The sequence below is a fragment of the Shimia isoporae genome, assembly GCF_004346865.1.
Taxonomy (GTDB): Bacteria; Pseudomonadota; Alphaproteobacteria; order Rhodobacterales; family Rhodobacteraceae; genus Shimia; species Shimia isoporae.
In genome coordinates this window covers 1,898,226-1,920,866 of sequence record NZ_SMGR01000001.1, presented here as the reverse complement: position 1 = coordinate 1,920,866, position 22,641 = coordinate 1,898,226, and the positions used below count along the sequence as shown (strand labels likewise).

Below are 22,641 nucleotides of genomic sequence, written 5' to 3'. Positions count from 1 at the left end.
GTCACTCCATCGCTTCCAACTCGTCGATCATATCGGAGATCATGCTGAGACCTTTGTCCCAGAACTTCGGGTCGGATGCATCCAGCCCAAACGGCGCGAGCAGTTCCTTGTGATGCTTCGATCCACCCGCTTTGAGCATGTCGAAATACTTGTCCTCAAAGCCTTCGCCGCCTTCGGCGTAAACCGCATACAGCGCATTCACCAAGCCGTCGCCAAAGGCATAGGCATAGACATAAAACGGCGAGTGCACGAAGTGCGGGATGTAGGCCCAGAAGGTTTCGTAGCCCTCCATATACTCGAAGGCATCGCCGAGGCTTTCTGCCTGTACCGACATCCAAAGTGCGTTGATATCTTCGGGAGTAAGTTCGCTTTCGCGGCGCGCTGCGTGCAGTTTACACTCAAAATCGTAGAACGCGATCTGACGCACCACGGTGTTGATCATGTCCTCAACTTTGCCCGCCAGCAGAATTTTACGCTGCTCTTGGGTTTCAGCTTTGTCCAGCAAGGCACGGAAAGTCAGCATCTCGCCAAATACGGAAGCGGTTTCTGCCAGCGTGAGCGGTGTGGAGGACAACATTTCGCCCTGCTCGGCTGCCAGCACCTGATGCACACCGTGGCCCAATTCGTGAGCCAGAGTCATGACGTCGCGCGGTTTGCCGAGGTAGTTCAGCATCACATAGGGGTGCACATTGGTGACCGTGGGGTGGGCGAACGCGCCGGGCGCCTTGCCGGGTTTGACACCTGCGTCGATCCAACCCTTTGTGAAGAAGGGTTCCGCGATTTCGCCCATGCGCGGGTCAAAAGCATTATAGGCATCCATCACTGTCTGCTGTGCCGTCGCCCAATCCACGGTGCTCGGGTCTTCCATCGGCAGGGGAGCATTGCGGTCCCAGACCTGCATTTTGTCCAGCCCAAGCCACTTGCGCTTGAGCTCATAGTAGCGGTGGCTGAGTTTCGGATAGGCCGCGACAACTGCATCGCGCAACGCCTCGACCACTTCCGGTTCTACGTCGTTGGACAAGTGCCGTCCGGTTTGGGCTGTCGGCATGTTGCGCCAGCGGTCGATAACCTCTTTTTCCTTGGCTGCGGTGTTATGCACCCGAGAAAAAATCTTGATGTTCTCGTTAAAAACATTCGCCAGCTCTCGCGCTGCCGCCTCACGTTTGCTTCGGTCCGGATCGGTCAGGAAATTCAGCGTGCCTTCGATGTTCAGCTCTTCGCCGTTTACGCTAAAGGTCAGGCCAGCGATGGTTTCGTCAAACAGGCGTTCCCAGGCGTCTCCGACGACGCCAAGATCGTGCAGGAATTTTTCCAGCTCATCCGACAACTGGTGCGGCTTCATTGCGCGAATACGGCGGAAGACAGGCTCATAGCGTGCCAGCTCGGTGTTTTCTGCAAAGGCTGCGGACAGGGCGTCATCGTCGATACGGTTCAGTTCCAGCGTGAAAAACACCAATGGCGTCGAGAAATTCGTCAGCTTTTCCTGCATATTGGCCATGAACTGGGCGCGTTCGGCGTCAGTGGTCAGTTGATAATACCGCAGCCCCGCATACGACATGATGCGGCCCGAAACCTGAGAAATCTTTTCGTTGCGCTGGACGCATTCGAGCAGACCTGCCGCGTCAAGATCGGCCAGTTTACCTTCGTAGTCGGCAGCAAAAGCTGCGCATTCGCCTTCAAGCCAGTCCAGATCTTTCAGCAATTCGGGCGCGTCGTCGCCTGCGTAGAGGTCAGAAAGATCCCATTCGGGCAAGTCCCCGAAATCGCCGGAAGCGGCGCTGGCATTGGCATCAAAAACGGGGAAGGGCAGGTTCAACATCATGCATCCTTTGAACGGTAAATCGTGTTGGGCAACAGATAGGCAGAGAGGGTGGGGGCCTGCAAGGGGCGGTTGCGATTGGCGTCGTGCGCTATAGCATGGTGCCCATAGAAAGAGAGGGACCATGCGGTATCTGAGATTTGGCGAGGTCGGGCAGGAGAAGCCCGGAGTATTGGACAGCGCCGGCGGCATTCGTGACTTGAGCGGTATTGTGGACGACATCGCGGGGGATGTGCTTGGGGCTTTGCCAAGGGTTGATCCGGAGAGCCTGCCGTTGGTGGAGGATCATCCACGTATCGGCGCGCCCGTCGGGCAGGTGGGTAAGATGCTGTGCATCGGGCTGAACTACAGTGATCACGCCGAAGAGGCAGGTATGCCCATTCCTGATGAACCTATCCTTTTTATGAAAGCCACCAGCGCCATTGTGGGTCCGGATGATCCCGTCATCCTGCCGCGCGGCTCCGAAAAGTCCGACTGGGAGGTGGAGCTTGGCGTGATTATCGGCAAGGCCGCGAAATACGTTTCCGAGACCGATGCGCTGTCGCATGTGGCGGGATATTGCGTCGCCAATGACGTAAGCGAACGCGCCTATCAGATTGAACGCGGTGGACAGTGGACCAAAGGCAAAAGCTGCGACACTTTCGGGCCGTTGGGCCCATGGTTGGTGACGCCGGACGAAGTTGGGGATCCACAATCGCTAGACCTGTACCTCGATGTAAATGGCGAGCGGATGCAGACAGGTAACACCGCGTCGATGATCTTTGGCGTTGCGCATGTGATCAGCTATCTCAGCCACATGATGACGCTGCATCCGGGAGATGTGATTGTGACCGGCACGCCTCCGGGTGTGGGCATGGGCATGTCGCCGCAGCGTTTTCTGAAAGCAGGGGACGTGATGGAACTGGGTATCACGGGCCTTGGAAAACAAAGGCAGAGAGTGATGCAGGACGGCTGATTTCTTGCCAAATGCAGAGAGAAAAACGCGCGGTTTCTGCCGCGCGTTTCGCGTTTGACGTCAGTGATGGACCCCGCGTCACAACAATTCATCTTGATCCGTTTCCCGACTCGCCGTAATTATATGAACAACTGTTCAATAACGGGAGGTGCGGACAGATGTTCATGCACTCGATGAATTTCGATCTTGGTGAAGATATCAACGCGCTGCGCGACATGGTGCACCGCTTTGCGCAAGAGCGCATCAAGCCCATGGCGGCGGAGATTGACCAGAAAAACGAATTTCCCAACGAGCTTTGGAAAGAATTCGGCGATCTCGGTATCCTGGGTGTGACGGTTCCCGAGGAATTCGGCGGCGCGGATATGTCTTATCTGGCGCATGTGATTGTCTGCGAAGAAATTGCCCGCGCCTCCGCCTCAGTGGCGCTCTCGTATGGTGCGCACTCCAACCTTTGCGTCAACCAGATCAAGCTGAACGGCAATCAGGCGCAGAAAGAGAAATACCTGCCACGCCTTTTGTCCGGCGAACACGTTGGCGCCTTGGCAATGTCCGAGCCTTCTGCCGGCTCCGACGTTGTGTCGATGAAGCTGCGAGCCGACAAGAAAAACGACCGCTTCGTGCTGAACGGCAACAAATACTGGATCACAAACGGGCCTGACGCCGATACTCTCGTGGTCTATGCCAAGACCGATATGGACGCCGGATCGCGTGGGATCACTGCCTTTCTTATCGAAAAAGAGATGAAGGGCTTCTCCACCAGCCCGCACTTTGACAAACTGGGCATGCGCGGCTCCAACACTGCCGAGCTGATCTTTGAAGACGTCGAGGTGCCGTTTGAAAACGTCCTCGGCGAAGAGGGCAACGGCGTCGCTGTTCTGATGTCGGGCCTCGACTATGAGCGCGTGGTTCTTGCGGGTCTCGGTACCGGCATCATGGCCGCCTGTCTGGACGAAGTCATGCCCTACATGGTGGAGCGCAAACAGTTCGGTCAGCCAATCGGGAACTTCCAGCTGATGCAGGGCAAGATCGCGGACATGTACACTGCGATGAACTCCGCACGCGCCTATGTTTATGAATGTGCCAAAGCCTGCGATCAGGGCCGTATCACCCGTCAGGACGCCGCTGCTTGCTGTCTTTACGCGTCCGAAATCGCCATGACACAGGCGCATCAGGCTGTGCAGGCCTTTGGCGGCGCGGGTTATCTTTCCGACAACCCAGTGGGCCGGATTTTCCGCGATGCCAAATTGATGGAAATCGGTGCGGGCACCAGCGAAATCCGCCGGATGCTGATCGGCCGAGAGCTGATGGTGGCGCAAAGCTGAGTTTGAATTGGTTTTGAGGGTAGGGGCGCGGGTCCCTCGCGTTTAAGCTGCCCTCAAAATTGATTTGGAGCGTTTTGACATGTGGAAATTTCTGACAACATCGATGTTTGTGGCGGCGGGGGCGACGGCCTCTGCACAGGATGTGACGTTTTCGATGGACGCCACGCTCGCCTGCCTGTCCGGCATGTCGGAAAATCAGAACCCGCGCAGCTGTTTCGAAGCCTCCGCCAACGCCTGTATGGAGGCCACGCCGGGCGGCTGGTCCACCGTGGGCATGGGTGCATGTCTCAACAAAGAGTACGAATACTGGGACGCGCGCCTGAACAAAGCCTACGTCAAAGTGCGCGACATGCGCCGTAAGACGGACAAGGAACTCGGCGATATCGGTTCTTCCGCACCGAAACAGGCCGACGCGCTTTTGGCTATGCAACGCGCTTGGATCACCTACCGCGACGCCACATGTGACTACGAGCGCTCTCACTGGGGCGGCGGTACCGGGGGCGGGCCCGCCACGCTCAGTTGTCTTGTCACCCTGACCGCCGAGCAAACGCTCTACCTCGAAGCAGATGCGATTGTGGAGTGACTTGATGCGTTTGTTCCCCATCTTGCTTGCCCTCTGCGTAAGCACAGCAGCATACGCGCAAGACGCCTTTTCGCCTTCTGCGACGGAATCCTGTCTCGCAGGCCTCGATCGCAAAACCGACCGCCGCATCTGTGTTGGCGCATCTGCGCGGGAATGCGGCGAGGAAACCGACGAAGCCATCTGCATGGCCGCCGAAATCACTTATTGGGACACGCGCCTTGACGTGGCCTTTGCATTGGTGCTGGACCGCGCCAAGGGCAAGGACGATGACGCCAAGCATCTGAAGCTCAAGGCCCGTGATCAGGCTGGAGCGTTGGCAAAAGCGCAGGAAAGCTGGCTGCAATACCGCGCAGATGCCTGTGCCTTTGAACAGACGCTCTGGGGCTCCGGTCAACCCGACGCGCCAGAAGTGCAGGCCTGTCACCTCTTTCTGACTGCGGAACAGGTCTTTTACCTCGAAGCTGTCGCTTTGATTGAATGAGAAACGGAAAGTAACGATGAGCAAAATCCAGTCCAAGGTCATCACGGGCTCTGACGATTTCGCGGCCAACCGCGCGGCGCATCTCGGCATGATCGAGACCGTGCGCGAGGCCGCGCAGGCAGCCGCCCAGGGCGGCGGCGAGAAATCCCGAGCGCGTCACCTGAGCCGTGGCAAAATGCTGCCGCGTGACCGCGTGGCTGGCCTGCTCGATCCCGGCTCGCCCTTCCTTGAAGTCGGCGCAACGGCGGCGCATGGCATGTATGAGGGTGCGGCCCCTTGCGCGGGCGCTGTCGCCGGCATCGGTCAGGTGCACGGCCAGGAGGTCATGGTGGTCTGCAACGATGCCACGGTCAAAGGCGGCACCTACTACCCGATGACCGTCAAAAAACACCTGCGGGCGCAAGAGATTGCTGAGGAAAACAACCTGCCTTGCGTCTATCTGGTAGACAGCGGCGGCGCGAACCTGCCGCAGCAGGATGAGGTGTTCCCCGACCGCGATCACTTTGGCCGCATCTTTTATAACCAAGCCAATATGTCCGCCAAAGGCATACCGCAGATTGCCGTGGTCATGGGCTCCTGCACCGCAGGCGGCGCCTATGTGCCCGCCATGTCTGACGTGACCATCATCGTCAAAGAGCAGGGCACCATCTTCCTCGCAGGCCCGCCGTTGGTGAAAGCAGCAACCGGTGAAGTTGTATCCGCCGAAGATCTTGGCGGCGGTGACGTGCACACGCGCCTGTCTGGCGTGGCTGACTATCTCGCGGATGACGATGCCCACGCACTTGCACTGGCCCGTGATGCCCTGCGCCACCTCAACCGCACCAAACCGCAAACCGTGGACTGGCAGTCCCCCGAAGAGCCTGCCTACGACCCCGAGGAAATCCTCGGCGTGGTACCGGGCGGCTTGCGCACGCCTTATGACATCCGCGAGGTCATTGCGCGGGTTGTGGACGGCTCCCGCTTTGATGAATTCAAAAAGCGTTTCGGTGAAACGCTGGTCTGCGGCTTTGCGCACGTCAAAGGCTGCCCCGTCGGCATCATCGCCAACAACGGCGTGCTCTACTCCGAAAGCGCCGCCAAGGGCGCGCATTTCGTAGAACTCTGTTCCCAACGCGGCATCCCGCTGGTGTTCCTGCAAAACATCACCGGCTTCATGGTGGGCCGCAAATACGAGGCCGAGGGCATCGCGCGCCACGGCGCAAAAATGGTGACCGCCGTGGCCACCACCAAAGTGCCGAAAATCACCATGCTGGTCGGCGGCTCATTCGGTGCAGGCAACTACGGCATGGCCGGCCGCGCCTATAGCCCGCGTTTCTTGTGGACATGGCCCAACTCGCGCATCTCCGTGATGGGCGGCGAGCAGGCCGCAGGCGTTCTTGCCACCGTGAAACGCGACGCCATTGAACGCCAGGGCGGCGAATGGTCCGCGGAAGAAGAGGCCGCCTTCAAACAGCCCACGCTGGATATGTTTGAAGAACAAAGTCACCCGCTTTATGCCTCCGCCCGCCTGTGGGACGATGGCATCGTAGACCCGCGCAAAACCCGCGACGTGCTGCACCTGAGCTTGTCTGCCTCGCTGAACGCGCCCATTGAAGAAACCAAGTTTGGTGTCTTCCGGATGTGATTACGTGGGGACTGGCCCCAAAATTCCGGAGCATTTCCGGCAAGATGAATATAAAGGTCGGGAGGCCACGAAATGTTCGAAAAAATCCTGATAGCCAACCGCGGTGAAATCGCCTGCCGTGTGATCGAAAGCGCCCGCGAGATGGGTGTGAAAACCGTCGCCGTCTACTCCGACGCGGACGCCACCGCGAAACACGTTTCGCTCGCGGATCAGGCCGTGCACATCGGCGGCGCGGCCCCTGCCGAAAGCTACCTCAAGGGCGACGTGATCATCCAAGCCGCGCTCGAAACAGGCGCTCAGGGCATCCACCCGGGGTATGGCTTTCTTTCGGAAAATCCCGAGTTTGTGGAAGCGGTCGAGGCCGCTGGCCTGACCTTCATCGGTCCGTCCGCCAAAGCGATCCGCGCCATGGGCCTCAAAGACGCCGCAAAGGCGCTGATGGAAGAGGCCAATGTGCCGGTTGTTCCGGGATATCATGGCGCCAACCAAGACGGGGCGTTCTTGGCCGAACAGGCCGAGCAGATCGGCTATCCCGTGTTGATCAAGGCCGTGGCTGGCGGCGGCGGCAAGGGCATGCGCCTTGTCGAGAAGGCCTCGGATTTCGCTGACGCGCTTGCCAGCGCGCAAGGTGAAGCGACCACGGCTTTCGGCAACCCTGATGTGCTGATCGAGAAATACGTCACCAGCCCGCGCCACATCGAGGTGCAGGTCTTTGGCGACGGCACCAACGCCGTGCATCTCTTTGAGCGCGACTGCTCGCTGCAGCGCCGCCACCAGAAGGTGATCGAAGAAGCCCCAGCGCCGGGCATGACCGCCGAGATGCGCGCCGCCATGGGCGACGCCGCTGTGCGTGCAGCCGAGGCGATCAACTACAAAGGTGCGGGCACCATCGAATTCATCGTGGACGGCTCTGACGGTCTTCGCCCCGACGGGTTCTGGTTTATGGAGATGAACACACGCTTGCAGGTGGAACACCCTGTGACCGAGTTGATCACGGGTGTTGATCTTGTGGAGTGGCAGTTGCGAGTCGCCTCTGGCGAGCCGCTGCCAAAACAGCAGGACGAGCTGACCATCACCGGCCATGCCTTTGAGGCGCGCATTTACGCCGAAGACGTGCCCAAAGGCTTCCTGCCTGCGACCGGCACCCTGTCCCATCTTGAATTCCCCGCCGAGGCCCGCATCGACAGCGGTGTCCGCGCGGGGGACACGATCAGCCCTTGGTACGATCCTATGATTGCGAAGCTGATCGTGCATGGTCCAACCCGCGACGTGGCACTGAAACAGCTGGAACGCGCCCTGCGCTTTACCGATGTGGGCGGCACCGTGACCAACGTGAGCTTCCTGGCGCTTCTGGCCGCACAGCCCGACTTTGTCGCGGGCGACGTTGACACCGGTCTGATCGAACGCCACATCGACGCGCTCGCAGCGCAACCCGTGGCCTGTACCAAAGCGCGTTCCGTGGCAGCGCTGACCGCGATGGGCCTGATGGAGATGGTCAACGGCGCGCCCAAGCCCATTCTGGTGCTCTGGTCGCCCATGACCCACGTAATTGATCTGACCCATAATGATGAGGCGATCACCGCCCGCGTCACTGTTCATGACACGGCAGATTTCACCGTTGATCTCGGCGAGGTGCAGCACCGCGTGACCTACAAAGGTGGCGCATGGTGGGTGGACGCGACCAAAGTGCTCGCCCGCACCGCGCGCAATGGCGATGAGCTGACCGTTTTCTGGGGCAACGGCTACCGCTTCCACGTTGTCGACCCGCTGGTGCGCGAGGACGCCGAAGGGGCAGGGGGCAACGTGATCGCTGCGCCGATGCCGGGGTTGGTCAAAGCCGTGTTTGCGGAGGCTGGACAGGGCGTGAGCAAAGGCGATCGACTGGCCATTCTGGAAGCCATGAAAATGGAACATGCGCTTTTGGCGCCGCGTGATGGTGTCGTGGCCGAAGTTTTGTCCACCGAAGGCGCTCAGGTTGAGGATGGCGCAGCCCTCGTGCGTCTGGAAGACGAGGAAGAGGCCTGATGGCTGCGATCCTGCATTCGATTGCCGGCAGTCGGTCCTTTCGGGTGAACTGGCTGCTCCACGAGCTTGGCGAAAAGGTCGAGATCGTGCCTTACGCCATTATGGACGGGTCGCTGCAGCATCCCGAGTTCAAGGCCAAGTCGCCGGCGCGACGTGTGCCTGCGCTCGAGCTTGATGGCCGTGTGCTCTATGAAAGTGGCGCGATTGTCCAATACCTGTGTGAAACACGCACCGGCCACAGCCTCATGCCTGCAATTGACAGCGATGAACGCTCTGGCTGGCTGCAGTGGATTCACTATGCGGAAACCATCGGTGCCGGGGTGCAGAACCTTAACATGCAGCACCTTTTTCTGCCGAAGGAATGGATGAAATCTCCTACCGTTATGGGGATCGAAACCAAGCGTCTGGCGATTGCGCTAAAGGCTGTAGAAACTGCTTTGCAGGACGGACGCAGCTATTTGCTGGCAAGCGGGTTCTCCGCGGCCGACGTGATGATGGGGTTCACACTGGAGAGCGCGTCACGCTACGTGCGCTTTGACGGGTATCCGCAAACCTCTCAGTACCTCGCGCGCATCAAGGCGCGGGCAGCCTATCAAGCTGCAGAGGCCGCCGAGGGCCCTCAGCAATTCTATACTCAGGACTTTTACGAGTTGCCGGAGGCGTGACCATGTCCAAGTTTGTCGAGATCTTCGAAATGGGGCCGCGTGACGGTCTTCAGAACGAAAAGCGCCAGATTCCGACGTCCGAAAAAATCGCTCTGGTGAACTGTTTGAGCACAGCCGGCTTCAAGCGGATTGAAGTGGCGAGTTTCGTGAGCCCGAAATGGGTTCCGCAAATGGCGGACAGCGCGGAAGTTCTAGCAGGCATTACCCGCGCAGCAGGAGTGCGTTACGCGGCCTTAACGCCGAACATGCGAGGCTTTGAAGGAGCCGTGGCTGCACAAGCCGACGAAATTGCGATTTTCGGTTCCGCGAGCGAGGGCTTTTCCAAGGCGAATATCAACGCAACCATCGCCGAAAGCCTGGAACGTTTCGCGCCTGTCGTGGAGGCGGCAAAAGCGGCCGGGCTGCCAGTGCGTGGCTATGTCAGTTGCGTCACGGATTGCCCCTATGACGGTCCGACGCCACCGGAAAAGGTCGCCGAAGTTGCAAAGCACCTATTTGACGCCGGCTGCTATGAAATCAGCTTGGGCGATACCATCGGACAGGGGACGCCAGAAACGATCACCGCGATGCTGAATGCAGTGCTGGAAACTGTTCCAGCCGAAAAAATCGCGGGCCATTATCACGACACCTCCGGCCGTGCGCTTATCAACATCGAAGCCTCTCTCGATCTTGGCGTTCGCGTTTTTGATGCGGCCGTGGGCGGATTGGGCGGCTGCCCTTATGCACCGGGTGCCAAGGGCAATGTGGCCACCGAGGCCGTTGACTCACGGCTCAAAGAGTTGGGCTACGAGACGGGACTGAACACGAATGTGCTTGTAGAAGCCGCAAGCATGGTGCGGGCAATGCGCGCAGAAGGAAAGAATGATGTTTGAAACGCTGACCATCGAAATTGACGCGCGCGGGGTGGCGACGCTGACGCTGAACCGACCCGAGAAACACAACGCGATGTCTGGCGCAATGATTGCTGAACTCAGGGAAGCCGCCGAAGCTCTCGGCGCGAATGATGATGTGCGCGTCGTTGTCCTGACTGGTGCGGGCAAGAGTTTCTGTGCGGGCGGCGATTTGGGCTGGATGCAAGCGCAAATGGCGGCGGACAGCGAAACCCGCTTTGTGGAGGCGCGCAAGTTGGCAGAAGCTCTTCAGGCCCTCAATACAATGCCCAAACCGTTGATCGGCAAGTTGCAAGGCAATGCCTTTGGTGGCGGCGTCGGCATGGCAAGTGTCTGCGACGTGGCAATTGGGGTGGAAACCCTGACAATGGGGCTGACAGAAACCAAGCTTGGCCTAATCCCCGCCACGATCGGTCCTTACGTTCTGTCACGTATGGGCGAGGCCATGGCTCGCCGTGTCTTTATGTCGGCCCGTTTGTTCAAGGCATCAGAAGCTGTCACGCTTGGGCTGCTCGCAAAGGCCGTTCCCGCTGAAGAACTGGATGCTGCGGTGGAAGCCGAAGTTGCGCCCTATCTTGCTTGTGCGCCAGGTGCGGTGGCTCGCGCAAAAGCACTGACCAGAAAACTCGGGCCAACCATCGATGACGCCGTGATCGACCACACAATTGGTGAACTTGTTGCCTGCTGGGAAGGGCAGGAGGCCAAAGACGGCATTACCGCGTTTTTTGCCAAGGAAAAGGCCCCCTGGGTCAAAGGCTGATTTTTCCACTATCGCGCAATTAGCAGGCCGGCTGTCGCAGTCCGGCCTGTTTTCGTTTGCCTGCCTTATGGGCGGCAGAATTCCTGCATCGGTTTAGTCGAGGGAATCTGTTGGGAAAGCCAATGTTGGAATCAAAGCGCGCAGGGGAGGAACTTCAAGAGGTAGGCCGTAAAAAATCGTCGCAGGCAGATCGGCCCGGACGGGTTCCGAACCTGAAAAAACGCCTGAAAACTAAAGAAAATCGTTGTTTCGACCCGGATCGCGGTAACTCCCCTGCTTATTGACCCCGACATGGCCCAAGGGTAAACCCCGACAGAGACCTAATACAGCCAGCTGACTGCACCACGCTCGCGTGCATGAAAGGAGCTACCATTGGAAGAGATGCTTCGGGAGTACTTCCCCATTATCATCTTTTTGGCCGTCGCAATCGCACTTGGCCTTGTTTTCATTCTTGCCGCAGTTGTTTTGGCCGTACGTAACCCCGATCCCGAGAAGGTGAGTGCGTATGAATGTGGTTTCAACGCCTTTGATGACGCCCGGATGAAGTTTGACGTGCGCTTTTACCTCGTCTCCATCCTGTTCATCATCTTCGATCTGGAAATTGCCTTCCTGTTCCCATGGGCCGTCGGGTTCAAGGACATCTCGATGGTTGGGTTCTGGTCGATGATGGTGTTCCTTGCGGTGCTGACCATTGGCTTTGCCTACGAATGGAAGAAGGGAGCTCTGGAATGGGAGTGATGACAGGCGCGAACACCGCTGGTGTCGATCGTGAAGTGGTCACTCAGGCCATCAATACCGAGCTTCAAGACAAGGGTTTTCTGCTCACAAACGCAGAGGACCTCATCAACTGGGGCCGCACCGGTTCGCTGCACTGGATGACTTTTGGTCTTGCCTGTTGCGCGGTTGAAATGATGCACACCTCCATGCCGCGCTACGACGCCGAACGCTTTGGCATTGCCCCGCGCGCATCTCCGCGCCAGTCCGACGTCATGATCGTTGCCGGCACGTTGACCAACAAGATGGCGCCCGCTTTGCGTAAGGTTTACGACCAGATGCCGGAGCCGCGCTATGTGATTTCTATGGGCTCGTGCGCCAACGGCGGCGGTTATTATCACTACAGCTATTCCGTTGTGCGCGGATGTGATCGCATCGTGCCCGTCGACATCTACGTGCCAGGTTGTCCGCCGACCGCTGAAGCCTTGCTTTACGGTCTGTTGCAGCTGCAACGCAAAATCCGCCGTACCGGCACTATCGAACGCTAACGGGGGCGCGTGAGACATGAGTGACGCACTGAATGAACTGGGCGCCCACATCGAGCTCAAAAGGCCCGATTGTGTGCTGTCTTGGGACGTCGCCTACGGTGAACTCAACATTGATGTCACGCCGACGAACATTGCCGGCTTCATCGAGTTTCTGAAAGCTGATCCCAATTGCCGCTTTTCCACACTCGTGGACGTGACTGCGGTGGATTACCCAGAACGCGCGAAGCGCTTCGACGTGGTCTATCACCTGCTCAGCATGTACCAGAACCAGCGGGTCCGTTTGCGCGTGGCTGTCCGCGAGGATGAAATGGTGCCGTCGATCACCGAGGTTCACCCTTCCGCGAACTGGTTCGAGCGTGAAGTGTTCGACATGTTCGGGATCATCTTCTCCGATCACCCGGACCTGCGTCGCCTGCTGACGGACTATGGCTTCCGTGGCCACCCGCTGCGCAAGGACTTCCCGACAACCGGCTACACCGAGGTTCGGTATGATGAAGCCCAGAAGCGCGTGGTTTACGAGCCTGTGCAGCTGACGCAGGACTACCGCCAGTTTGATTTCATGTCGCCTTGGGAGGGTGCAAATTACATCCTGCCCGGTGACGAGAAGGGGGACGCGAAATGATGGACGGCTCCAAGTTTGACGACGGCAGCGTGGACGCGCTGAGCGGCGAACAGAAAATCCGCAATTTCAACATCAACTTCGGCCCGCAGCACCCTGCGGCCCACGGCGTGCTGCGCCTCGTGCTTGAACTCGACGGCGAGATCGTTGAGCGCTGCGACCCGCATGTGGGTCTCTTGCACCGTGGCACCGAAAAACTGATGGAAAGCCGCACCTACTTGCAGAACCTGCCTTATTTGGACCGCCTCGACTACGTGGCGCCAATGAACCAGGAGCATGCATGGTGCTTGGCCATCGAAAAACTGACTGGCACCGAAGTGCCACGCCGTGCACAGCTGATCCGCGTTTTGTTCTGCGAAATCGGCCGCATCCTGAACCACCTGATGAACATCACCACACAAGCGATGGACGTCGGCGCGCTGACCCCGCCGCTCTGGGGTTTTGAAGAACGTGAAAAACTCATGATCTTCTACGAACGGGCCTGTGGCGCGCGTCTGCATGCGAACTACTTCCGCCCGGGTGGCGTACATCAGGATCTGCCCGACGAGTTGATCGACGACATCGAAGAATGGTGCATAGAGTTCCCGAATGTCATTCAGGACATTGACGACCTGCTGACAGAAAACCGTATTTTCAAACAGCGGAACGTCGATATTGGCGTCGTGAACGAAGAAGAAGTTCTTCAATACGGCATGTCCGGCGTTATGGCCCGTTCGGCTGGCCTCGCTTGGGACCTGCGCCGTGCGCAGCCATACGAGTGTTACGATGAATTCGAATTCCAGATTCCGGTTGGCAAGAATGGCGACTGCTATGATCGTTACCTGATGCGTATGGAAGAGATGCGCCAGTCGCTCTCGATCATGCGTCAGGCGATCCACAAGCTGCGCGAAGCCACCGGTGATGTGCTGTCGCGTGGCAAACTGACCCCGCCGAAACGCGGCGATATGAAGACGTCCATGGAGAGCTTGATCCATCACTTCAAGCTTTATACCGAAGGGTTCCATGTGCCGGCAGGAGAGGTTTATGCCGCCGTTGAAGCCCCAAAGGGGGAGTTTGGCGTTTACATGGTCGCGGACGGCACGAACAAACCTTATCGCGCCAAGCTGCGCGCGCCGGGTTATTTGCACCTTCAGGCGATGGATCACATCGCGACAGGCCATCAACTTGCAGACGTCGCGGCGATCATCGGCACCATGGACATCGTGTTCGGGGAGATCGACCGCTGATGCGCCTTCTTGCCGCCACAGCTGCGCTTGTGATTGCCGCACCCGTTTGGGCTGCGGACGAAGCGCCTGTGTCGCAAGACATGCTCGACCTGATTATTCAGGTGGGAGAGGCCAACGACTGCCTCATCACCCGTGATCTGGCCAAGGCAGAACTGCTGCCGGCGGGCTTTACAGGCCGTACGTTCGAGAAGTCGCTGCGCTACCTGCAAAAGCAGGGCAAAGGCCAGATCGACAGTGGCACCTTCAAACTGGCGACGGAGACCTGCGGCTGATGGATATGGGCACGCTGACCATTCTGCTCTGCCTCGGAGGCACTGTTGTGACTGGCATTCTTGCCTTCACTTTCTGGCGCGATCCGGAAGCCGGTATGAAGTCCGCCACTCATCGCCTTGAACAATTGCCGCAAGTGATGACAGACCGCTATGTCGCGTTCGTTTTTTTGTCTCTCGCAGCGGCCTGGCACGGCGACGCGGGCGTGATCGCCGTGTTGTTCACAGCCTTTGCATTCATGGGTTTCGCGGACGGGGTGATCTATGCCCGCGCGGGACACCCGCATATCAAACACACCGCTGCCGGTGTGGCTGCTGCTCTTGTAGCCGCCGTCGCAGCGTGGACCGAACTAAGTAACGGAGCCGTCTGAGATGCTACGTCGTCTGTATCATGAACAGCCAGAGAGCTTTGCTTTCACCGCCGCGAACGAGACGTGGGCGGAGGCGCAGATCACCAAGTATCCCGAAGGCCGGCAGGCCTCGGCCGTGATCCCGCTGTTGTGGCGCGCGCAGGAACAGGAAGGCTGGCTGTCCAAACCCGCGATTGAATATGTGGCCGATATGCTTGGCATGGCCTATATTCGCGTGCTCGAGGTCGCCTCATTCTATTTCATGTTCCAGCTGCAACCTGTCGGCAAAGTTGCGCACATTCAGATTTGTGGCACGACCTCCTGCATGATCTGCGGCGCGGAAGATCTGATTGCGGTCTGCCGCGAGAAGATCGCGGACAAGCCGCATATGCTGTCCGCCGACGGCAAATTCAGCTGGGAAGAAGTTGAGTGCCTCGGTGCCTGCACAAATGCGCCGATGGCGCAGATCGGCAAGGATTACTACGAAGACCTGACTGCGGAGGGCTTCGCAAAAATGCTTGATGATATGGCTGCGGGCAATTTGCCGCTGCCGGGTCCGCAAAATGGCCGCTATGCGTCAGAACCTCTGAGTGGTCTGACAAGCCTCAAGGAATTTGACAGCGGTCATACGCAATACAATGCGTCGGTGCAGCTTGCTTCGGATCTGGGCGACACAATCAAACGCATCGACGGCAGTGAAGTGCCAATCCTGACACCTTGGGTCGGCAAGGATGGCAAAGTTGCAGGCCGCGAGGCCGAAGCCAACCCGCCTGCACCGGCGCCTGCGCCAAAACCTGCGGTCAAGCAGGCGGAAGATGCGAAGAAAGCCAAGGCTGACGACAAGCCCAAGGCGGAAGAACAGCCCAAGAAGACTGCGAAAAAGGCAGCGGCCAAAGCTGAAAAACCAAAGGCCGAGAAGAAGCCTGCCGCCAAGAAGGCTGCACCTAAAAAGACCGCAAAAGCGGCTGCAGATGATCTCAAACTGCTCAAGGGCGTCGGCCCTGCGCTGGAGAAAAAGCTGCATGACAACGGCATAACCAGCTTTGCTCAGATTGCGGCTTGGGGGTCGGAAGACATCGCGGACATGGATGACAAGCTGTCATTCAAAGGTCGCATCGCTCGTGACAACTGGGTCGAACAGGCAAAACTGTTGGCCGAAGGCGGAGAAACAGAATTCTCCAAACGCGCAAAGGACGCAAAATAAACTAGGAAGACCAACATAGGGAAGAACGCAAAATGTCCACTGAAAACAATAATATGACTTGCACAATTGTGTGCTGGGTGATCGCCGCGATAGTCGGTGTGATCGCCTTTATGGTGCTGAATGGCATCCTGTGGGGCTTTCTTGCGTTCATCCTTGGTGCGGTTGTGGCGGTTCTTCTGGGCATGTGGATGGTGAAAACCTTTTGCGCGGCCGCCGAAGCACCTGCTTCGATCCCGGCGTCGACACCTGCACCAGCGGCGACGACGGCACCCGCAGCGCCTGCAGCTGAAGAGACTGCTGCTGCCGAGGCTGCTGCGGATGAAGCTGCTGCAAACGCGAATGCGGCCATGGCCGATGAAGCGCCCGCAGAGGACAGCGCAGAACCATTGGTCAAGCCGAGCACCGAATTGCCCGGTCAAAAAGAACTGGCCGAGCGCAAAGGCACGTGGAAATACGAAAAGCCCACTGACGATACGGCCGCAGCCCCCGAAGCTGCGCCTGCAGCGCCGGCGGCAGGTGGCGCGGATGATCTCAAAGTGCTGAAGGGCGTCGGACCCGCGCTGGAGAAGAAACTTCACGCCAACGGCGTCACAACCTTCGCACAGATCGCCGCATGGGGACCTGAAGACATCGCCGACATGGACGACAAGCTGTCGTTCAAAGGCCGCATCGAGCGTGACGGATGGGTGGAACAAGCCAAGAAGCTCGCAGAGGGCTGAGGCATGAGTGGAGAGGGCAAGATCCAAAAGCAAAGGCGTCAGGGACGGTTCGCTGCGATAACTATCGCGGGAACGGGCGTCTATTGGATTTTGGCTATCGCCGCTGGCAATTTCTGGGACCTGTCAGACAGGACCAAAGGGTTGCTCGACCTAATCGCCTTGGCGGGCTTCGTGTTCGCCTTGGTGCAAATTTTTAGAATGGCGATGGATCGCCGTGAAACCAAAGGGTAACGGGATGCTCAAGGATCAGGACCGTATCTTTACCAACCTCTATGGCATGCATGACCGCACGCTGGCTGGGGCCAAAGCACGCGGCCATTGGGATGGCACCGCCAAGCTTATCCAGATGGGGCGTGAGCAGATCGTCGAACACATGAAGGCCTCCGGTCTGCGTGGACGCGGCGGTGCAGGCTTTCCGACCGGGCTGAAATGGTCCTTTATGCCCAAAGAGAGCGACGGTCGCCCGGCTTATCTCGTAATCAACGCGGACGAATCCGAACCCGGCACCTGTAAGGACCGCGAGATCATGCGTCATGATCCGCATACCCTGATCGAAGGCGCTCTGATCGCGTCCTTCGCCATGAACGCCCACACATCATACATCTACATCCGAGGCGAATACATCCGGGAGCGGGAAGCGCTACAGGCCGCCATCGACGAATGCTATGACGCTGGCTTGCTTGGCAAAAACGCCGCTGGCTCCGGCTGGGATTTCGACCTCTTCCTGCACCACGGCGCAGGGGCCTATATCTGTGGCGAAGAAACCGCTCTGATCGAAAGCCTCGAGGGCAAAAAGGGCATGCCACGCATGAAACCGCCGTTCCCTGCGGGCGCGGGTCTCTATGGCTGCCCGACGACGGTGAACAACGTGGAATCCATCGCCGTTGTGCCAACAATCCTGCGGCGCGGCGCAGAATGGTTTGCCGGTTTTGGCCGCCCCAACAACGCAGGCACCAAACTCTTTGGTATTTCCGGTCACGTGAACACGCCTTGTGTTGTCGAAGAAGAGATGTCGATCTCTTTCGAGGAACTGATCGAAAAACACTGTGGGGGCATTCGTGGCGGTTGGGACAACCTTCTTGCTGTGATCCCGGGCGGGTCTTCTGTGCCGTGCGTACGTGGCGAAGATATGAAAGACGCCATCATGGACTTTGATTACCTGCGCGGCGAACTCGGCTCTGGCCTTGGCACCGCTGCGGTGATCGTCATGGACAAGCAGACCGACATCATCAAAGCGATCTGGCGTCTGTCCAAGTTCTACAAGCACGAGAGCTGTGGCCAATGCACGCCTTGCCGCGAGGGTACCGGTTGGATGATGCGTGTGATGGACCGCCTTGTGCGCGGAGAAGCTGAAGTCGAAGAAATCGATATGCTGTTTGACGTAACCAAACAGGTGGAAGGCCATACAATTTGTGCTCTTGGCGACGCGGCTGCTTGGCCGATTCAGGGTCTGATCAAGAACTTCCGCGAAGAGATCGAAGACCGGATCAAGGCTCAGAAAACCGGGCGCATGGGCGCCATGGCGGCGGAGTAATTGGCCATGGTAGCTCGCACTCTTACACTTCTGCTGTGTGCGTCTTTTGCGCTGACTGCTTGTGATCGCAGGAAGGACGACCAGTTCGCCTTCAATGGCATCTATTTCAAATCAACATCGGATCAGGTGTCGAAAGAGGTGCGCGAGCATTTTGAGGTCAATGTCAAAGGGGCCAATCAGGATCTGAAGGCCGCCCGCGAGGCCGGCCGGTACGAGGGTACGCGTTACTGCATCAAGGAATACGGCACCTCCCGCATCGATTGGGTTGTGGGTCCGGAAAACGAGGCCGTCGTGCCTGTCGACGACGTGCTGCGTCTCGAAGGGATTTGCCGCCCGACATGATGATGCGTGTCGCATATCCCGGCTGTTCTTGCCTGACTGGTGGCTTTCGCGCCTCCCATTGCCTTGCGGGCACTTCGCTCGCTTGGACGAAGGGAGTGATGGCATGAAACATCTCGCAATGACGACCTTGATAGCGTCACTGGCGGCGGGTGCCGCGTTGGCAAAGCCGCCGCTGCGTGAGGTCAAGGAGATCGACGACCAGATTTTCTGGGGGATACTGGCCTACGAGATTTCCGAGCAGTGCGCGTCGCTTGATGCGCGCAAGTTCAAGGCGGTATCCGACCTCTGGTCGCTGGCCAGCAAGGCGCAATCCATGGGCTACAGCCGCGACGAAATCAAAACCTACATCCGCTCCGACGAGGAAAAGGCCCGCATGCGCACGCGTGGCGAGGCTTATCTGGCGAGCAGGGGGGTGTCTTATGAGACACCTGAAACCTTCTGCACCTTCGGGAAAGCGGAAATCGAACGAAACAGCGCGATCGGCGCGTATCTGAGGGCGAAATAGGCGATGTCTGACCTACGCAAGATCATCATCGACGAGACTGAGGTCGAAGTAGAGGGCGCAATGACCCTCATTCAGGCCTGTGAAGAGGCGGGCGTGGAAATCCCGCGCTTCTGTTATCACGAGCGCCTTTCCATTGCGGGCAACTGTCGCATGTGCCTTGTCGAAGTTGTAGGCGGCCCGCCCAAACCTGCAGCTTCCTGCGCCATGCAGGTGCGCGACCTGCGGCCCGGTCCCGAAGGCCAACCGCCGGTTGTTAAAACAAACTCGCCGATGGTCAAGAAAGCCCGCGAAGGTGTGATGGAGTTTCTGCTCATCAACCACCCGCTGGATTGCCCGATCTGTGATCAGGGGGGGGAATGTGACCTTCAAGACCAGGCTGTCGCCTACGGTGTTGATTTCTCCCGCTTCCGCGAACCCAAACGCGCTGTAGACGACCTGAACCTTGGCCCGCTAGTCGGGACCGCGATGACCCGCTGTATTTCCTGTACCCGTTGTGTGCGCTTTACCACCGAAGTGGCGGGCATCACCCAGATGGGCCAGACCGGTCGTGGCGAGGACGCCGAGATCACCAGCTACCTCAATGAGACCCTCGACAGCAATCTACAGGGCAACATCATTGATTTGTGTCCCGTCGGTGCATTGACGTCTAAGCCTTACAGCTTCACCGCGCGTCCGTGGGAATTGACCAAAACCGAAACCATCGACGTGATGGACGGAATGGGTGCAAGCATCCGTGTGGACACAAAGGGTCGCGAAGTTATGCGCATCATGCCGCGCAACCACGACGGCGTGAACGAAGAATGGATTTCGGACAAAACCCGTTTTGTCTGGGACGGCCTACGTCGCCAGCGTCTCGACAAGCCTTACGTGCGTGTCGATGGCAAGCTCAAGCCTGCAACTTGGGGTGAAGCGCTCGCCGCCGCTGCAGGCGCGATGAAAGGCAAAAAAGTTGCCGCTCTTGTCGGTGATCTGGCTCCGACCGAGGCTGTTTTTGCGCTCAAACAGATCGTTGACGGCCTGGAAGGCAACATCGAATGCCGCACAAACGGCGCAGTGCTTCCGGCTGGCAACCGGTCAGCCTACGTCGGCAACGCCTCGATCGAAGATATTGATACCGCAAAGGAAATCTACCTGATTGGGACGAACCCAAGGCTTGAGGCGCCGGTGTTGAATGCGCGTATCCGCAAGGCTTGGTCCAAAGGCGCGAACGTCACCGTTGCGGGTCCAAAAAACATGGACCTGACCTATGACTTCAACTTCATGGGGCCGGGTCGCCTGATGCTGAACCGTGCCGTGGCTGAAGCCAAGCCCTCGGAGAACGCGATCGTGATCGTGGGGCAGGGTGCCATTGCGGAGGGCGACGGTGTCGCTGTCCTCGGTCAGGCGATGGCGCTGGCCGAAAAGCTCGGCGGCAAGATGATGGTTCTGCACACCGCTGCAAGCCGCGTTGGCGCAATGGACGTGGGTGCCGTCACTGAAGGCGGTGTTGATGCCGCTCTCGAGGGCGCCGAAGTGGTTTTCAATCTCGGCGCGGACGAAGTCGACATCGCCGAAGGCCCGTTTGTGATCTATCAGGGCTCCCACGGCGATCGAGGCGCACACCGCGCGGATGTGATCCTGCCAGCGGCGGCCTATACAGAAGAAAACGGCCTGTTTGTGAACACAGAAGGCCGCCCCCAACTGGCGATGCGCGCCGGTTTCGCTCCTGGTGACGCCAAGGAGAACTGGGCCATACTGCGCGCCCTGAGCGCCGAATTGGAAGCGACGCTTGGATATGACAGCCTAGCGCAACTGCGTCAGGCTCTGGTCGCTGAAGTGCCCCATCTTGCAAAGGTGGATCAGGTCATCGACAACGGCTGGACGCCGCTGGAAGTCAAAGAACTCGGCAAGGGCGCTTTTGGCAATGCCATTTCCGATTTCTATCTGACCAACCCAATTGCCCGCGCGAGCGAGTTGATGGCGGAGCTTTCAGCCAACGCCAAGGAACGCAACAGCAAGAAGATCGCGGCGGAGTAGACGAGAGTGATCACCCGGACACATATCCTTGGCCTTAGTCTGGCGGTCTTCGCCGGGCTCGCGGCTTGCACGCCTCAGACCGACGGGTCTGTGGCGCGTCAGGATGTTGTGTTCGATCCCATCTATGGCGGCGTCGACACGCGCCTTCTGGAGGGGGATCTGGTGAATTTCCACGTCGAGATGGCTGGCGCACGCAATGAACAGGACGTGCACCGCTACGCAGAATGTGCAGCGGCACAATATGCACTGATCCGTGGCTTCGGCTTTGCCCGCCATGTGCGCACAACCACTGACAAATCCGAAGAGAACTGGACCGGTGACGCGGTTTATGTGATCTCCGCAGCCCTGCCGAAAGGGCTAAAGACAATTGACGCAGAGGTCATCGTGGCCGACTGCGAAGACAATGGCATACCGACGGTGTGAGGCCCCATGACTGAATTCTTTACCAACACAAACCTCGGGATTTTACTGACTGTCGTCGGTCAGGTCCTGCTGGTCGTTGTTCCGCTCTTGGTGGCGCTGGCGTTTCTACTTTACGCCGACCGCAAGATCTGGGCGGCCGTGCAGCTGCGCCGCGGCCCCAACGTTGTGGGCGTTTTTGGCCTGCTGCAAAGCTTTGCCGACTTCATCAAATACGCGGTGAAGGAGATCGTTTATCCGGCCGGTGCAGACAAGGCTGTCTTCCTTCTGGCCCCGATGATCACTCTTTGTATGGCGTTGATTGCCTGGGCTGTGATTCCGTTTGGAGACGGCCTGGTTGTGTCCGATCTGAACGTGGCGATCCTCTATGTGTTCGCGGTTTCCTCGCTTGAGGTCTACGGCGTGATTATGGGGGGCTGGGCATCCAACTCGAAATATCCGTTCCTTGGTTCGCTCCGCTCCGCAGCACAGATGATCTCGTATGAGGTGTCGATTGGCCTGATCATCATCGGCATCATCATCTCGACGGGCTCCATGAACTTCGGCGACATCGTGAACGCACAGGACGGAAAGTACGGCATCTTCAGCTGGTACTGGTTGCCCCATTTCCCGATGCTGTTCCTTTTCCTGATCTCTGCACTGGCTGAAACGAACCGTCCGCCATTCGACCTTCCGGAAGCTGAATCCGAACTGGTTGCGGGCTATCAGGTGGAATACAGCTCAACACCATTCCTGCTCTTCATGATCGGCGAATACGTGGCGATCGTGCTGATGTGCGCGCTGGTATCGCTTCTGTTCCTTGGCGGTTGGCTGTCGCCGATCCCGGGGCTGCCAGACGGCATTCTTTGGATGCTTTTGAAAATCTGTTTTGTCTTCTTCATCTTCTCGATGGTGAAGGCGATCACCCCGCGCTACCGCTACGACCAGCTGATGCGCATCGGTTGGAAGGTCTTCCTGCCGCTGTCGCTCTTCTGGGTTGTTCTGGTGGCGTTCCTCGCGAAATTCGAACTCTTCGGCGGTGCCTATGCCCGCTGGGCCATCGGAGGCTGAT

The 22,641-nt window shown here is 58.5% G+C and carries 25 protein-coding genes; 24 read left to right on the top strand and 1 reads right to left on the bottom strand.

The features are described from left to right. Position 1: 1 nt before the first annotated feature. Positions 2-1,819: a M3 family oligoendopeptidase gene (locus BXY66_RS09450; RefSeq protein ID WP_132859864.1), complete on the bottom strand. Its 1,818-nt coding sequence runs from the start codon at positions 1,817-1,819 to the stop codon at positions 2-4. 124 nt (positions 1,820-1,943) lie between these two features. On the opposite strand from BXY66_RS09450, the gene BXY66_RS09445 reads away from it, so the two are divergent. From BXY66_RS09445 to nuoH, 24 genes are all read left to right on the top strand, one after another. Then, complete coding sequence (locus BXY66_RS09445) at positions 1,944-2,774, top strand: fumarylacetoacetate hydrolase family protein (RefSeq protein ID WP_132859863.1); 831 nt, start codon at positions 1,944-1,946, stop codon at positions 2,772-2,774. Between the two features lie 158 nt (positions 2,775-2,932). Continuing rightward, positions 2,933-4,096, top strand: a complete 1,164-nt coding sequence (locus tag BXY66_RS09440; RefSeq protein WP_132859862.1) for an isovaleryl-CoA dehydrogenase — start codon at positions 2,933-2,935, stop codon at positions 4,094-4,096. Positions 4,097-4,175: 79 nt separating this feature from the next. Further along, the gene (locus BXY66_RS09435) at positions 4,176-4,679 is read left to right on the top strand and encodes a lysozyme inhibitor LprI family protein (protein WP_132859861.1); all 504 of its coding nucleotides are present in this window, start codon (positions 4,176-4,178) and stop codon (positions 4,677-4,679) included. 4 nt (positions 4,680-4,683) lie between these two features. Next, positions 4,684-5,160, top strand: coding sequence for a lysozyme inhibitor LprI family protein (locus tag BXY66_RS09430; RefSeq protein WP_165929139.1), 477 nt, complete (start codon positions 4,684-4,686; stop codon positions 5,158-5,160). 16 nt (positions 5,161-5,176) lie between these two features. Beyond that, complete coding sequence (locus BXY66_RS09425; RefSeq protein ID WP_132859859.1) at positions 5,177-6,784, top strand: carboxyl transferase domain-containing protein; 1,608 nt, start codon at positions 5,177-5,179, stop codon at positions 6,782-6,784. Positions 6,785-6,856: 72 nt separating this feature from the next. Continuing rightward, complete coding sequence (locus BXY66_RS09420) at positions 6,857-8,809, top strand: acetyl/propionyl/methylcrotonyl-CoA carboxylase subunit alpha (RefSeq protein ID WP_132859858.1); 1,953 nt, start codon at positions 6,857-6,859, stop codon at positions 8,807-8,809. Next, entirely contained in the window at positions 8,809-9,474 is a 666-nt protein-coding gene (locus BXY66_RS09415) for a glutathione S-transferase family protein (protein ID WP_132859857.1), read from the top strand. Before BXY66_RS09420 ends, BXY66_RS09415 begins: the two co-directional genes overlap by 1 nt. Positions 9,475-9,476: 2 nt before the next feature. Beyond that, positions 9,477-10,346, top strand: a complete 870-nt coding sequence (locus BXY66_RS09410; RefSeq protein WP_132859856.1) for a hydroxymethylglutaryl-CoA lyase — start codon at positions 9,477-9,479, stop codon at positions 10,344-10,346. Further along, on the top strand, positions 10,339-11,124 hold the full coding sequence (locus BXY66_RS09405; protein ID WP_132860405.1) for a crotonase/enoyl-CoA hydratase family protein: 786 nt from the start codon (positions 10,339-10,341) through the stop codon (positions 11,122-11,124). Before BXY66_RS09410 ends, BXY66_RS09405 begins: the two co-directional genes overlap by 8 nt. 372 nt (positions 11,125-11,496) lie before the next feature. Next, positions 11,497-11,862: an NADH-quinone oxidoreductase subunit A gene (locus BXY66_RS09400; RefSeq protein WP_093319385.1), complete on the top strand. Its 366-nt coding sequence runs from the start codon at positions 11,497-11,499 to the stop codon at positions 11,860-11,862. After that, entirely contained in the window at positions 11,853-12,386 is a 534-nt protein-coding gene (locus BXY66_RS09395) for a NuoB/complex I 20 kDa subunit family protein (protein WP_170846646.1), read from the top strand. The genes BXY66_RS09400 and BXY66_RS09395 overlap by 10 nt, the downstream gene beginning before the upstream one ends. Before the next feature lie 16 nt (positions 12,387-12,402). Beyond that, positions 12,403-13,008 carry an NADH-quinone oxidoreductase subunit C gene (locus tag BXY66_RS09390; protein ID WP_132859855.1) on the top strand — a complete coding sequence of 202 codons (606 nt, stop codon included), beginning with the start codon at positions 12,403-12,405 and terminating at the stop codon, positions 13,006-13,008. Further along, positions 13,008-14,231 carry an NADH-quinone oxidoreductase subunit D gene (locus tag BXY66_RS09385; protein ID WP_207911322.1) on the top strand — a complete coding sequence of 408 codons (1,224 nt, stop codon included), beginning with the start codon at positions 13,008-13,010 and terminating at the stop codon, positions 14,229-14,231. The genes BXY66_RS09390 and BXY66_RS09385 overlap by 1 nt, the downstream gene beginning before the upstream one ends. Then, entirely contained in the window at positions 14,231-14,503 is a 273-nt protein-coding gene (locus BXY66_RS09380; RefSeq protein ID WP_132859853.1) for a hypothetical protein, read from the top strand. Before BXY66_RS09385 ends, BXY66_RS09380 begins: the two co-directional genes overlap by 1 nt. Next, positions 14,503-14,871: a hypothetical protein gene (locus BXY66_RS09375; protein WP_132859852.1), complete on the top strand. Its 369-nt coding sequence runs from the start codon at positions 14,503-14,505 to the stop codon at positions 14,869-14,871. The genes BXY66_RS09380 and BXY66_RS09375 overlap by 1 nt, the downstream gene beginning before the upstream one ends. Position 14,872: 1 nt before the next feature. Beyond that, complete coding sequence (locus tag BXY66_RS09370; protein ID WP_132859851.1) at positions 14,873-16,054, top strand: NADH-quinone oxidoreductase subunit E; 1,182 nt, start codon at positions 14,873-14,875, stop codon at positions 16,052-16,054. Positions 16,055-16,086: 32 nt separating this feature from the next. Next, positions 16,087-16,773, top strand: coding sequence for an endonuclease (locus BXY66_RS20545; protein WP_207911298.1), 687 nt, complete (start codon positions 16,087-16,089; stop codon positions 16,771-16,773). Between the two features lie 3 nt (positions 16,774-16,776). Further along, complete coding sequence (locus BXY66_RS09360) at positions 16,777-17,004, top strand: DUF5337 family protein (protein ID WP_132859850.1); 228 nt, start codon at positions 16,777-16,779, stop codon at positions 17,002-17,004. Positions 17,005-17,008: 4 nt separating this feature from the next. After that, positions 17,009-18,307 (top strand): NADH-quinone oxidoreductase subunit NuoF, encoded by a 1,299-nt coding sequence (nuoF, locus tag BXY66_RS09355; protein WP_132859849.1) that lies wholly within the window; start codon positions 17,009-17,011, stop codon positions 18,305-18,307. 6 nt (positions 18,308-18,313) lie between these two features. Further along, positions 18,314-18,649 (top strand): hypothetical protein, encoded by a 336-nt coding sequence (locus BXY66_RS09350; protein WP_132859848.1) that lies wholly within the window; start codon positions 18,314-18,316, stop codon positions 18,647-18,649. Between the two features lie 103 nt (positions 18,650-18,752). Beyond that, positions 18,753-19,154 carry a DUF5333 domain-containing protein gene (locus BXY66_RS09345; RefSeq protein WP_243694334.1) on the top strand — a complete coding sequence of 134 codons (402 nt, stop codon included), beginning with the start codon at positions 18,753-18,755 and terminating at the stop codon, positions 19,152-19,154. Positions 19,155-19,157: 3 nt separating this feature from the next. Further along, positions 19,158-21,170, top strand: a complete 2,013-nt coding sequence (gene nuoG, locus BXY66_RS09340; protein WP_132859847.1) for an NADH-quinone oxidoreductase subunit NuoG — start codon at positions 19,158-19,160, stop codon at positions 21,168-21,170. A 6-nt stretch (positions 21,171-21,176) separates the two neighbouring features. Then, the gene (locus BXY66_RS09335) at positions 21,177-21,593 is read left to right on the top strand and encodes a hypothetical protein (RefSeq protein WP_165929138.1); all 417 of its coding nucleotides are present in this window, start codon (positions 21,177-21,179) and stop codon (positions 21,591-21,593) included. 6 nt (positions 21,594-21,599) lie between these two features. Further along, complete coding sequence (gene nuoH / locus BXY66_RS09330; protein WP_132859846.1) at positions 21,600-22,640, top strand: NADH-quinone oxidoreductase subunit NuoH; 1,041 nt, start codon at positions 21,600-21,602, stop codon at positions 22,638-22,640. Position 22,641: the final 1 nt, after the last annotated feature.